Consider the following 13,217-nt stretch of genomic DNA (forward strand, 5'->3'; position numbering starts at 1 on the left):
ACCCCAGTCACTTACCAATGTAAGCTCCCGGGGATTCACTCAGTTGCCGCCTTGATGCAACCTGAATGAGTTTGTGGGAATCACCAGCGCGTCTTTAGCAGGTTCGGCTGAATCCCGTTAATTGCATGGGTGTTGCTGAACTGCTGCTTGATGCCTGCTTCGAATTCTTCGCGGAAATATTTAATGGCGCTCTGCAGCGGCTCAACCGCACCAGGCGCGTGCGCGCAGAAGGTTTTACCCGGCCCTAAGAATCGACACAGTTGCTCAAGTGTCTCGATGTCGCCAGGCTGGCCTTCACCGCGCTCAAGGGCGCGCAGAATTTTGACGCTCCACGGCAAGCCGTCGCGGCACGGTGTACACCAGCCGCAGGACTCACGGGCGAAGAACTCTTCCAGGTTACGCACCAGCGGAACCATGCCGATCTCGTGGTCGACGGCCATTGCCAGCGCGGTACCCAGACGGCTACCCGCTTTACCGATGCTTTCAAACTCCATCGGCAGGTCAAGGTGCGATTCGGTCAGGAAGTCAGTCCCTGCGCCGCCCGGCTGCCAGGCCTTAAATTTCAGGCCATCACGCATACCGCCAGCGTAGTCTTCAAGGATTTCACGCGCGGTGGTGCCAAACGGCAGTTCCCAGACGCCTGGGTTTTTCACACGCCCGGAGAACCCCATCAGCTTGGTGCCGGCATCTTTACTGGTGGAGATGTTCTGATACCACTCAACGCCGTTGGCCAGAATCGCCGGAACGTTACAGAGGGTCTCCACGTTGTTGACGCAGGTCGGTTTACCCCACACACCAGAGCTCGCCGGGAACGGCGGCTTAGAACGTGGGTTAGCACGACGGCCTTCAAGGGAGTTAATCAGCGCGGTTTCTTCACCGCAGATGTAGCGCCCTGCCCCGGTGTGCACGAACAGCTCGAAGTCAAAACCGGTGCCGAGAATGTTTTTCCCAAGCAGGCCCGCTTCGGTCGCTTCCGCAATGGCGCGACGCAGGTGCTGTGCGGCTTCAATGTATTCACCACGCAGGAAGATGTAGCCGCGGTACGCCTTCAGGGCGAACGCGGAGATCAGCATGCCTTCCACCAGCAAGTGCGGCAGCTGTTCCATCAACAGGCGGTCTTTATAGGTGCCCGGCTCCATTTCATCGGCGTTACACAGCAGGTAACGGATGTTCATGGATTCGTCTTTCGGCATCAGGCTCCACTTCAGACCGGTGGAAAAGCCCGCGCCGCCGCGCCCTTTCAGGCCAGCGTCTTTGACCTGGTTGACGATCTCGTCCGGGGCCATCCCGGAGAGCGCTTTACGCGCACCGGCATAGCCGTTTTTCGCCTGATACTCTTCCAACCACACCGGCTGTTTGTCGTCGCGAAGACGCCAGGTCAGCGGATGGGTTTCGGGAGTCAGAATAATATTTTTCATTATTTATACTGCTCCAGCAGGTCAGGAATGGCTTCCGGCGTCAGATGGCTGTGAGTGTCCTCATCAATCATCATGGTCGGCCCCTTGTCGCAGTTGCCCAGGCAGCAGGTCGGCAGCAGGGTGAAGCGGCCATCAAAGGTGGTTTGACCCGGTTTGATGTCGAGCTTCTTCTCAATCGCGGCCTGAATGCCCTGATAACCAGTGATGTGACACACCACGCTGTCGCAGTAGCGAATCACGTGACGGCCAACCGGCTGGCGGAAAATCTGGCTGTAGAACGTTGCCACACCTTCTACGTCGCTTGCCGGAATATCCAGAACCTCGGCAATCGCGTAAATCGCACCGTCCGGTACCCAGCCACGCTGTTTCTGAACGATCTTCAGCGCTTCGATGGACGCCGCACGCGGGTCTTCGTAGTGGTGCTTCTCGTGCTCAATAGCTTCACGCTCTGCCGCACTCAGCTCAAAAGCCTCGGTTTGTGGTTGTTGATTCTCGTGCATAATTAGCGGTCCACGTCTGACATAACAAAATCAATACTACCCAGATAGACGATAAGGTCTGATACCAGGCTGCCACGGATCGCCGACGGAATCTGCTGCAGGTGCGCATAGCTCGGCGTACGAATACGGGTGCGGTAGCTCATGGTGCTGCCGTCGCTGGTCAGGTAGTAACTGTTAATACCCTTGGTCGCTTCCACCATCTGGAAGGACTCCTGCGCCGGCATAACCGGGCCCCAGGAAACCTGCAGGAAGTGGGTGATCAGGGTTTCAATGTGCTGCAGCGTGCGCTCTTTCGGTGGCGGCGTGGTCAGCGGGTGATCCGCCTTGAACGGGCCTTCCGGCATGTTGTCGAGGCACTGCTGAAGAATGCGCAGGCTCTGGCGCAGCTCTTCCACTTTCAGCATCACGCGGGTGTAGCAGTCAGAGACGCCACCGCCGGTCGGGATTTCGAAGTCGAAGTTTTCGTAGCCAGAGTATGGACGCCATTTACGTACGTCGAAGCCGATACCGGTCGCACGCAGGCCAGCACCGGTGGTGCCCCACTCCAGCGCTTCTTTTGCGGTATAAGCAGCAACGCCGACGGAGCGGCCTTTCAGAATGGTGTTACGCAGCGCGGCTTTCTCGTAAGAGTCCAGACGCTTCGGCATCCACTCGAGGAATTCACGCAGCAGACGATCCCAGCCGCGAGGCAGGTCGTGAGCGACGCCGCCGATGCGGAACCAGGCCGGGTGCATACGGAAACCGGTAATCGCTTCCACCAGGTCATAGATTTTCTGACGGTCGGTGAAGGCGAAGAAGACCGGCGTCATCGCGCCGACGTCCTGAATAAACGTCGAGATGTACAGCAGGTGGCTGTTGATGCGGAACAGTTCGGAGAGCATCACGCGAATCACGTTCACGCGGTCCGGCGTGGTAATACCCGCCAGTTTCTCTACCGCCAGCACGTACGGCATTTCGTTCACGCAGCCGCCGAGGTATTCGATACGGTCGGTGTACGGAATATAGCTGTGCCAGGATTGACGCTCGCCCATCTTCTCAGCGCCACGGTGGTGGTAGCCGATGTCCGGTACGCAGTCGACAATCTCTTCGCCATCAAGCTGCAGAATAATACGGAATGCACCGTGCGCAGACGGGTGGTTCGGGCCGAGGTTGAGGAACATGAAGTCCTCGTTTTCGGTCCCGCGCTTCATGCCCCACTCTTCCGGTTTGAAGGTCAGCGCTTCCATTTCCAGATCCTGCTTGGCTTTCGTCAGCTCAAACGGGTCGAATTCGGTGGCGCGCGCCGGGTAGTCTTTACGCAGCGGATGGCCTTCCCAGGTCGGCGGCATCATGATGCGGCGCAGGTTCGGGTGGCCGTTAAAGGTAATGCCGAACATTTCCCAGGTTTCACGCTCATACCAGTTGGCGTTCGGGAAAAGTTTGGTGATGGTCGCGACGTTCAGGTCGTTTTCAGACAATGCCACCTTGAGCATGATATCGCGATTGCGGTCTATTGAGATCAGGTGGTAGAAAACGGAAAAGTCCGCGGCAGGTAAACCTTCGCGGTGCGTACGCAGACGTTCGTCCATGCCGTGGAGATCGAAAAGCATGACGTAAGGCTTTGGCAATCTCTTCAGGAAATCGACAATTTCAAGCAGCTGTTCGCGCTTAACCCAAACAACGGGTATCCCGGTGCGGGTGGCCTGAACGGTAAAAGCATCCGGCCCAAAACGGTTGCGCAGTTCGCCGATGACCGGATCATCAAGGTGATCGCGGGTTTGCCATGCGGCTGCGTCTTGCGCGGTTAAATCGGTCATATTGTTCACCATTGCAAAAGGTCCGTGGTGACTGCCGGGGGTGGCCTTCGCGCTGTTGTATATTGGTTTGCGAAGTCAAAAAGTGCCACCGCCCGCAGGCGCAAATTAAATCTCGTCCGGTGTCCGCAGATTCGTCACCGCAATGCGTTCGCCGCGTTTACGCTCGCGCTCCGACTGCATGTTGGCGCGGTAAACGCCCTGATCGCCAACAACCCACGACAGTGGGCGACGTTCTTTACCAATGGATTCCTGCAGCAGCATCAGCGCCTGCATGTAGGCTTCCGGGCGCGGAGGGCAGCCAGGAATATACACGTCGACAGGAATGAATTTATCCACGCCCTGCACCACGGAGTAGATGTCATACATACCACCGGAGTTTGCACAGGCGCCCATTGAGATAACCCATTTCGGTTCCAGCATCTGGTCGTACAGGCGCTGAATAACCGGAGCCATCTTGGTGAAGCAGGTACCGGCAACCACCATCAGGTCAGCCTGACGTGGGGACGCACGCAGTACTTCCGCACCAAAACGCGCAACGTCATGCACCGCAGTGAATGACGTCACCATTTCAACGTAGCAGCAAGAAAGGCCGAAGTTGTAAGGCCAGATTGAGTTCTTACGGCCCCAGTTGACCATGTCGTGAAGCGCGTGTTCGAGTTTCCCCATATACACGCTTTTGTTCACCTCTTGCTCCAGGGGATCGGTAACAATCTCCTGTTTCTGCAGGGGGTAACGGTCGTTCTCACCGTTAGGATCTATGCGGGTGAGCGTATAATCCATCTTATTGCCTCGCTTTTACTGCGTATTACGGTTAGTGACGCTGTCGGTTTCTGGGTTAGCCAGCGTGCGGCGAGAACGCGCAGGCGTCCAATCAAGCGCGCCGATGCGAACGAGGTAAACCAGACCAGCCAGCAGCACAAATATGAAAATGGCGGCTTCGATAAAGCCAACCCAACCGCTCTCGCGAATGGACGTTGACCAGGCGTAGAGGTAGAGCGCTTCAACGTCGAAGATGACGAAGAACATGGCGACCAGATAGAACTTAGCCGACAGACGCAAACGAGCGGAGCCAACGGAGTCGATACCCGATTCAAACGGGGTGTTTTTGCTTCTTGCGCGTGCGCGACCACCAAGGTACCAGCCGCCGATTAACATCAGGCAGCACAGGCCAATGGCAATGATCAGAAAGATAGCGAATGCCCAGTGATGAGCGATGATTTCAGTGGATGTTGACATACGCATTGCTTAACCAAATAAGTAGCATTACCACCTCTGCTCTTACCGGCAGATGGACGCTACATCGATTCATGGGGAGGATTAAAAAACCAACAAACAGCCCAATTCGAAACATAGACCGCAAAATGTGGAGGTTTTTTACTCCTTTCTATAACCTTTTGTCAACTTTAACAAAAGTTTCCTCACATTAATTTACATCAAAAGCATTTCATTAACATTACGTGCCCTTTGATTTGATTCAGCTCAATAGACCCTGCGGTTTATCTGTTGTTGAATCGTGTCCGTTTTGTAGCGACAACAAGAATTACCCTTCTATTTTGACAGGATTTTCTAATGATTCCTCCCCCCAATGAGGAGTATTTTCTTGATCTAAGACACGCTTTTGTTAATTCGACCCGCAAAACGGCAACAATCTATCCGTTTTTTTAACATTAGCAGGTGATATGACTTTGCGTTTAATGGTAGGGCATTTGAAGAGGAAAATAATTCTAATTGCATGATTATTATCACATTATTAGATTTATTTTTTTTCTGGCTACGTAGAAGTACGAAAAAAGAACCGCAAACGGATTTTTCTTCGTCTACGATTCTTTTTTGCATTCACATTTTGTTACTACATTTTGAGCGAGTTGTTAATCAAAGTCCCTCTCATGAATAAGGGAATTATCTCCCCCTTCCGAGGTATAACTGCCAGCATTCGGCCACGGATCGTAACGCTGTTCCTGAGACTGGAAAATCATCTGCGCCAGCTCGTTTTCGCTCTCCACGTTGTAGCTGAGCATATATTCCGTTTCCGGTAGGTCTGGCATCCCCTCTCCTTTGCCGAGGGCGCGGAGATCCGGGCTCATCATCTCGGCCGGCCGACCGGTCACGCCAAGACCCGCTTTAACCGCAGCGCGAACGGCGGAGAGCGTTGAGGCAACGTATGCCAGACGCCACGCGATACCGGCGGCATCCAGCGTTTTGATAATCATATCGCGGAACGGACTTGGATCGTCGAGCAACACCAGCGGTACCGGCTCTTCCGGGCGCAGGGTGAAGTCCGCCGCACAATACCAAAGCGTAGGCGACGTACGTAAAATCGTCGACTCAAAGCCTTCCAACGGATGCGTGGTCAGCGCCAGATCGACCTCTTTGCTTTTCAGCATCTCGGCCATCACGCAGTGACGTTTAACCCGCACATCCAGCGCCAGCTTCGGATAGGCGGAACTAATGCGGTTCAACAGGAACGGGAGAATGGTATCAGAGGACTCATCAGATGAGCCGAGCGTTAGCTGCCCCTGCAGGGAGCTAAACATTAGCGACGTGCATGCTTCATCGTTGAAGCGCAGAATTTTTCGCGCATAGCCCAGCAACTGGATGCCATGCTCGGTGAGGAGCTTATTACGCCCATGGCGGGCAAAGAGCTCTTTCCCCACCAGTTGTTCCAGGCGCTGCATTTGCTGGCTGACGGCGGATTGAGTGCGGCATACTGCCGCCGCCGCCGCCGCGAAGGTGCTCAGGTCGGCAACAGCAACAAAGGTTCTCAGCAGATCGAGATCGAGGTTCAGTATCGGACGATTGGCATTTATCATATTAATCCACTTACAGGTTCGGAGTGCCGACCTGCCTAATTGATGCTGCACTCAAAAGTTCAGGCTAATCCTTTAAATCATCTTTCACCAATCATTGACGAATGACTGCCTGATGAGTGTCAGTATTAAATTTTCTGTTACTACCGTGAGTAACAGTTCCTTTTGCAATATATCCTTTGCCCTGAGGCTAATAATCCATTTCGTTCCGGGTTCACTCTCGCGTAAGAGGCTGTAGGGGTGCCACCGCGATAATGCATCAGAATGAAGATTGTATGTATAAAAGAAGCCAATAAATCCAATGAATAACATCAAGTTATGGAATCAGCCTTGATAATCATCAACAAAAACAGCTAATGAGAGTCTGGTGCTCATCCTCATATTAACCGAAAACCATAAGATTTATAAGCCTTAAATAAGTTCTATCTCAATAAAGAAAAAGGTTTAGATTCAAAACAATTTAAGAAATCTAACAATTCACAGGCATTACTTTTCAAAATATAAGAAAATATTAATTTTCATTATCAGTAGTCCTTAACATCAACTTCACAAAAGTGGGTATCATTGCTAATCCTTATTCGCCATTATTTAATTAAAAATTAAAAATATTGAAGAATGCTTAAAGTATATCGAGCAACCTTAGCACCTAAGCTAAATCATTTTCTTTTTGCCAGGCATAAAACCTACACAACCCATAAACAGTAGTGATTTAAACTATTGAACAATAAATTAACAAAACATCTAATAACGATATTCCTTATCAGGCAGTAAAAAACAATGCACCAACAACGCAAGATGAACAAAATCTTCTACTGTTAACCCTTCAAAACCCCGGGGATGCGGAGTACATTGTTCCGTGCTGACTTCCACGGCAGGGAGTGGCAATAACAGCTAAAAAGGTCAACGATTCATGTCCCCCATTGAAAAATCCAGCAAATTAGACAACGTCTGTTACGACATTCGTGGCCCGGTTCTTAAAGAGGCGAAGCGTCTTGAAGAAGAAGGCAATAAGGTCCTTAAACTTAACATCGGTAACCCGGCACCTTTCGGGTTTGACGCGCCGGATGAGATTCTGGTTGACGTGATCCGTAACCTGCCTACCGCTCAGGGCTACTGTGATTCCAAAGGACTGTACTCCGCCCGTAAAGCCATCATGCAGCACTACCAGGCGCGCGGCATGCGCGACGTGACGGTAGAAGATATTTATATCGGCAACGGCGTATCTGAGCTTATCGTTCAGGCGATGCAGGCACTGTTGAACAGCGGCGATGAGATGCTGGTTCCCGCGCCAGATTATCCGCTGTGGACCGCGGCCGTTTCGCTCTCCAGCGGTAAAGCGGTGCACTACCTGTGCGACGAATCTGCCGACTGGTTCCCGGATTTAGACGATATCCGCGCTAAGATCACGCCGCGCACCCGCGGGATTGTCATCATTAACCCGAACAACCCGACCGGCGCGGTCTATTCCAAAGAGCTGCTGCTGGAGATTGTTGAGATCGCCCGCGAGCACAATCTGATCATCTTCGCCGATGAAATCTACGACAAGATCCTCTATGACGAAGCGCAGCACCATTCGATCGCCGCGCTGGCGCCGGATCTGCTGACCATTACCTTTAACGGTCTGTCCAAAACCTATCGCGTTGCCGGTTTCCGTCAGGGCTGGATGGTGCTGAACGGGCCGAAGAAACACGCCAAAGGCTATATTGAAGGTCTGGAAATGCTGGCCTCCATGCGCCTGTGCGCTAACGTTCCGGCGCAGCACGCTATTCAGACCGCGCTGGGCGGCTATCAGAGCATCAGCGAGTTCATCACACCGGGTGGTCGACTGTACGAACAGCGCAACCGCGCGTGGGAGCTTATCAACGAGATCCCAGGCGTCTCCTGCGTGAAGCCGAAAGGCGCGCTATATATGTTCCCAAAAATTGACGCTAAGCGCTTTAACATCCATGACGATCAGCGCATGGTGCTCGACTTCCTGCTGCAGGAGAAAGTGCTGCTGGTTCAGGGTACCGCCTTTAACTGGCCGTGGCCGGATCACGTGCGTATCGTGACTCTGCCGCGCGAAGATGACCTGGAGATGGCGATTACCCGCTTTGGCCGTTTCCTGTCGGGCTACCACCAGCTCTGATGCTGCTTATGGCCGCTGGTATTTGCATCCAGCGGCCATCTCTGCGCACAATGCCTTTACTGTTGTTAACGCGTAAGGGTCGTTATGAATCAGAGTCATTTTTTTGCCCACCTCTCCCGCCTCAAGTTAATCAACCGCTGGCCGCTGATGCGCAACGTGCGCACCGAAAACGTCTCTGAACACAGTCTGCAGGTCGCGATGGTCGCCCACGCGCTCGCCGCCATTAAAAACCGTAAGTTCAACGGTCAGGTTAACGCCGAGCGTATTGCGCTGCTGGCGATGTATCACGATGCCTCTGAAGTCTTAACCGGAGATTTACCTACGCCGGTGAAGTATTTCAACTCGCAGATTGCGCAGGAATATAAAGCGATTGAGAAAATCGCCCAGCAGAAGCTTATCGATATGGTGCCGGAAGAGCTGCACGATATTTTTGCGCCGCTGATCGACGAACATCAGAGCAGCGATGAAGAAAAAGCGATTGTGAAACAGGCTGACGCCCTGTGCGCATATCTGAAATGCCTGGAGGAACTGTCGGCGGGAAACAATGAATTCCTGCTGGCGAAGGGCCGTCTGGAGAAGACGCTGGCCTCACGCCGCAGCGAAGAGATGGACTATTTTATGGCGGTGTTTGTGCCAAGCTTCCATCTTTCGCTTGATGAAATAAGCCAGGATTCGCCGCTGTAGCTGTCTGTATTCCCGGCGTCGCATTCGCTCGGCCGGGCTACAACATTGAACGTAGCCCGGCCGAGCGAATGCGACGCCGGGTAAAATCAGAACGGGAACAAAATCGGCACCAGCACCACGCAGACAATCATCACCAGAACGGTAAACGGCACGCCGATTTTCACAAAGTCGCTAAAGCTGTACTTCCCTGGCCCCAGCACCAGCGTATTCACCGGTGAAGAGACCGGCGTCATAAACGCAGCGGACGCCGCCATCGCCACCACCATCGCAAACGGATAGGGTGACACACCCATCGTTTTTGCCGTCGCCAACGCAATCGGCGCCATCAGCACCGCCGTCGCGGTATTGGAGATAAACAGACCAATTGCCGCGCACATCACAAACAGGCAGCCCAGCATGAGATATGGCCCCTGCCCGCCACCGATGTCCATCAGCCCTTTAACCACCAGATCGACCCCGCCGGTTTTTTGCAGCGCCAGCGCGAACGGCATCATGCCGACAATCAAAATAATGCTCGGCCAGTGAATAGACTTGTAGGCGCTCTGGGCGTCAATACAGCGGAATTTCCCCATCAGCAGGCAGGCAATAATCGCTGCAATCGGGTTTGGAATTTCATCGGTCAGCATCAGCGCAACCATCAGCACCAGGCAGAAGATGGCGTGAGGGGCCTGGCTGTGCGCCGGTGAGGCATCGCTCACTTCTACCGGCAGATTCAGCACCACGAAGTCGCGGCCGTTTTGCGCCAGTTGGCTAATCAGCTTCCAGTTGCCTACCACCAGCACGATATCGCCCAACTGCAGCGGTTCATCCACCACCGAGCCGTCCAGCGCCTTGCCGTCGCGCTTCATGCCAACCACGTTCAGGCCGTAGCGGGTACGAAAGCCCATTTCACGCACGCTTTTTCCGAGCAGTTCAGATTCCGGGATCAGCGACACCTCAGCCATCCCCACGTCCAGCGCCTGGTCGGAGAAATACTCACCGCGTAGTACCATCGGCTCCAGCATCTGCTCGCTGCAGAACTGGCGCAGGTCAATTTCCGCCGCCGACATATCGATCAGCAACACATCGCGGGCGCGGAATTCCGACACCCCGTTCACGTTTACAATCACCCGACGAAAACGACGCCAGCGCTCAACGCCGATGATGTTCGCGCCGTAACGTTCGCGCAGCTTCATGTCGTCCAGACGCTGACCAATCATCGGCGAGCCGGGGCGAATCGCCAGACGACGGGCGCGCCCGGTAAGGTGATAATCGCGGATAAGGTCACGGAAAGTGCTGCGTTTGCGGCCATCGCGCGACGTATTGCCGTCATCACCTTTCAGCATAAAACGCATCACCAGCATGTAGAAGATGCCGAGCACCAGCACCACAAGGCCAATCGGCGTAACGCTGAAGAAACTAAAACCTTCCAGGCCTTCGCGAATCAGCTCACTGTTAATCACCAGGTTTGGCGGCGTGGCGACCAGCGTCATCATGCCGCTAATAAGCCCGGCGAAGCTGAGCGGCATCATCAGGCGAGAGGGAGAGATATTCATGCGCGCAGAGACGCTGAGCACCACCGGAATGAAGATAGCCACGACCCCGGTGGAGCTCATAAACGCCCCCAGCCCGGCCACCGTCAGCATCAGGAAAACCAGCATTTTGGTTTCACTGCTTCCCGCGGCCTGCACCAGCCAGGAGCCCATATTGGTTGCCACGCCGGTTCGCACCAGGCCATCGCCGATAATAAACAGCGCGGCAATCAGAATAACGTTAGGATCGCTAAAACCGGAAAACGCTTCGCTGAGCGTCAATGTACCGCTGAGAACAAAAGCGACAATAATGCCCAAAGCGATCGCATCCATGCGGACTTTGCCGGTGGCAAAAAGGACAACCGCAATCGCTAACAGACAGAGCACCCAAATCAGTTCACCGTTCACAACATTTCCTTGTCATCAATTAAGCGGTTAGAGAATCAACTAAAAGGCGTTCACCATAGTGACAGAAAAAAGCCCCAACGGTGTGGGGCTAAATCATAAGATCAGGCATTCTGCGTGACGTTGACCGTGCCATCTGGCAATTTCTCAACGCGTAGCGCCGAGAGCGTGGAGAGCACAAAATCAACCTCAAGCAGCTCCGGCGTTTCCGGCGGCACGTTAACAGCAGCCACGTGACAGCCAGCCGCGAGGCCAGACTGCACGCCCGCGGGTGCATCTTCCACCACCAGACATGCCTGCGGTGGTAGCGCCAACTGTTCAGCCCCCAGCAGATAGGCATCCGGCTGCGGTTTACCGCGCTTCACCTGTTCGGCGGTAACAAAGGCGTTCGGCTGCGGAAGCCCGGCGGCGCGGTGGCGCGCATAGGCCACCGGAATCGACCCCGAAGTCACAATTGCCCACGGAATCGCGTTGGCTTCCAGATGCTCCAGCAGTTCAACGGCGCCCGGCAGCGCGCGGATACCGTTAAGATCCCCCGCTTCTATCTGCTCCAGCCGTAAGAACTCCGCCTGAATTTCCGCTTCCGATTTTCCGGGCATAAAGTGGCGCAGCGTGGTGATCGCCTGTTTGCCGTGGATGTAGTCCAGCACCGCTTCCGCGTCAACGCCGTAGCTGTCGGCCCACAGACGCCAGGAGCGTTCAATCACCGCCAGCGAGTCCACCAGCGTGCCGTCTAAATCAAAGAGGAAACCTCGACACTGCACGGTAGCCTCCATCAGGCGTTAATGATTTGGTTAATTTCGTTGCTGCTCAGGTGATACTGGCGCGGGCAGCTATGCCAGACGTTCAGCATGCGCTGGTATTTATCCCACATTGGGGTTTGCGCGTTAAAGCCGTGGGTGCCGGCATCAAAGTGGGTATAGCGGCCTTCAATGTTGACCATAAAGCGAACGTAGCCGAGGAAGCGCGCTTCGGTAGCCGCATCAAAGCCGAGGAAGGTGACGCGGCGTTCGTCGATAGTGCTAGCGTCTTTCAGGTTGGTCCAGGAGACGTGCAGCGCGTGGTACATCTCCATGATGTCGATAACAATACGACAGGTCTCTTCTTTGAGTTCCCCAAATTCCCTATCCAGTTCACGCATCTGTAAACCATAACCACGTTCGATGATGGTCTGCAGGCGGCGGTAGCGCTCAGCGTTGTCGGGATCAAGCATGGTCATCATTTTGTATTGGTTAGACAAAATCAGACGTTGAGCATGGGTCATTTCCATTTTTCGACTCCTGTTGCGCTTTGCAGCATAAAAAAAGACACAATGATTGTGTCTTCTTTTATATGCGTTTTTCGCCCTCAATTACAAATCATCGAGGAAAGTTTTATCCAGTTGTTTGAAGGCGCGCTTAAGCGTGTCAGCCAACGCCTGGTAATCCGGCTTGCCTTCAACCGGCGCCAGCGCCTGCCCTGACTCCTGCAATTTACCGCGCACTTCATAAAACCACTGCAATATAGAAGGGGGCAATGGCGTCACCGAGCGTTTACCCAGCCACCATAGCCCCTGCATTGGCAGGCTCAGCGCAAACAGCGCGGTAGCAACCGCGGGACCAAGCTGGCCGCCAAGCGCGATTTGCCAGCACAGCGTAAAGATGGCCAGCGGCGGCATCAGACGGATGGCGTGGCGCGTTGCACGGATGACGCGGTTTTCAACAAACACCGGCGCGAGCCGTTTTTCCAGCGGCCACGTCTTTGCATAATACTGCCCCCGGCTAAACAAACTGAAGAAACTGACCGGGCGTTGCTCGGGTGTCGACATGGCTTACCTCAACTTCACATATAAAAATTAAAATATTTTTTAAAACAACAACTGACTATGACATCGTTCAAAAAATTTTGGCATAACACCTGCAATCGGGTATTCTGTGCCAGCCTGAGATAACCAGATTCTATCCGCTCCGGCATATCAAATTATCGCAT

12 protein-coding genes are annotated in these 13,217 nt (G+C 53.8%); 2 read left to right on the forward strand and 10 right to left on the reverse strand.

The features are described 5' to 3' along the window. Nucleotides 1-80 precede the first annotated feature (80 nt). The 6 genes from nuoF to lrhA all read right to left on the reverse strand — a co-directional run bounded on the left by nuoF (nucleotide 81) and on the right by lrhA (nucleotide 6,524). The gene (nuoF, locus tag AB2B48_RS10755) at nucleotides 81-1,418 is read right to left on the reverse strand and encodes an NADH-quinone oxidoreductase subunit NuoF (protein ID WP_115073851.1); all 1,338 of its coding nucleotides are present in this window, start codon (nucleotides 1,416-1,418) and stop codon (nucleotides 81-83) included. Then, nucleotides 1,418-1,918, reverse strand: a complete 501-nt coding sequence (nuoE, locus tag AB2B48_RS10760; RefSeq protein ID WP_035892483.1) for an NADH-quinone oxidoreductase subunit NuoE — start codon at nucleotides 1,916-1,918, stop codon at nucleotides 1,418-1,420. Before nuoE ends, nuoF begins: the two co-directional genes overlap by 1 nt. 2 nt (nucleotides 1,919-1,920) lie before the next feature. Continuing rightward, a complete protein-coding gene (nuoC, locus tag AB2B48_RS10765) occupies nucleotides 1,921-3,726 on the reverse strand; it encodes an NADH-quinone oxidoreductase subunit C/D (RefSeq protein ID WP_115073849.1) in 1,806 nt (601 codons plus the stop codon). A 93-nt stretch (nucleotides 3,727-3,819) separates the two neighbouring features. Beyond that, a complete protein-coding gene (gene nuoB, locus AB2B48_RS10770; protein ID WP_002913178.1) occupies nucleotides 3,820-4,494 on the reverse strand; it encodes an NADH-quinone oxidoreductase subunit NuoB in 675 nt (224 codons plus the stop codon). A gap of 15 nt (nucleotides 4,495-4,509) precedes the next feature. Continuing rightward, nucleotides 4,510-4,956 (reverse strand): NADH-quinone oxidoreductase subunit NuoA, encoded by a 447-nt coding sequence (nuoA, locus tag AB2B48_RS10775; protein ID WP_185666810.1) that lies wholly within the window; start codon nucleotides 4,954-4,956, stop codon nucleotides 4,510-4,512. A gap of 626 nt (nucleotides 4,957-5,582) precedes the next feature. Continuing rightward, nucleotides 5,583-6,524, reverse strand: a complete 942-nt coding sequence (gene lrhA, locus AB2B48_RS10780) for a transcriptional regulator LrhA (RefSeq protein ID WP_185666809.1) — start codon at nucleotides 6,522-6,524, stop codon at nucleotides 5,583-5,585. A 907-nt stretch (nucleotides 6,525-7,431) separates the two neighbouring features. Here lrhA and alaA point away from each other — a divergent pair. Together alaA and yfbR are read left to right on the forward strand one after the other, a co-directional pair. Next, nucleotides 7,432-8,649, forward strand: a complete 1,218-nt coding sequence (gene alaA / locus AB2B48_RS10785; protein WP_185666808.1) for an alanine transaminase AlaA — start codon at nucleotides 7,432-7,434, stop codon at nucleotides 8,647-8,649. A gap of 84 nt (nucleotides 8,650-8,733) precedes the next feature. Further along, nucleotides 8,734-9,333 carry a 5'-deoxynucleotidase gene (gene yfbR, locus AB2B48_RS10790; protein WP_035892488.1) on the forward strand — a complete coding sequence of 200 codons (600 nt, stop codon included), beginning with the start codon at nucleotides 8,734-8,736 and terminating at the stop codon, nucleotides 9,331-9,333. Nucleotides 9,334-9,419: 86 nt separating this feature from the next. On the opposite strand, the gene AB2B48_RS10795 is transcribed toward yfbR, so the two are convergent. The 4 genes from AB2B48_RS10795 to yfbV form a co-directional block, all read right to left on the reverse strand. Further along, on the reverse strand, nucleotides 9,420-11,252 hold the full coding sequence (locus AB2B48_RS10795) for an SLC13 family permease (RefSeq protein ID WP_368301733.1): 1,833 nt from the start codon (nucleotides 11,250-11,252) through the stop codon (nucleotides 9,420-9,422). A 101-nt stretch (nucleotides 11,253-11,353) separates the two neighbouring features. After that, complete coding sequence (locus tag AB2B48_RS10800) at nucleotides 11,354-12,013, reverse strand: sugar phosphatase (RefSeq protein WP_368301734.1); 660 nt, start codon at nucleotides 12,011-12,013, stop codon at nucleotides 11,354-11,356. Between the two features lie 11 nt (nucleotides 12,014-12,024). Further along, nucleotides 12,025-12,519: a YfbU family protein gene (locus AB2B48_RS10805; RefSeq protein ID WP_185666804.1), complete on the reverse strand. Its 495-nt coding sequence runs from the start codon at nucleotides 12,517-12,519 to the stop codon at nucleotides 12,025-12,027. Between the two features lie 81 nt (nucleotides 12,520-12,600). Next, nucleotides 12,601-13,056, reverse strand: a complete 456-nt coding sequence (gene yfbV / locus AB2B48_RS10810; RefSeq protein WP_185666803.1) for a terminus macrodomain insulation protein YfbV — start codon at nucleotides 13,054-13,056, stop codon at nucleotides 12,601-12,603. Between the last annotated feature and the right edge of the window lie 161 nt (nucleotides 13,057-13,217).

The sequence above is a fragment of the Kluyvera sichuanensis genome (assembly GCF_040930405.1).
Taxonomy (GTDB): domain Bacteria; phylum Pseudomonadota; class Gammaproteobacteria; order Enterobacterales; family Enterobacteriaceae; genus Kluyvera; species Kluyvera sichuanensis.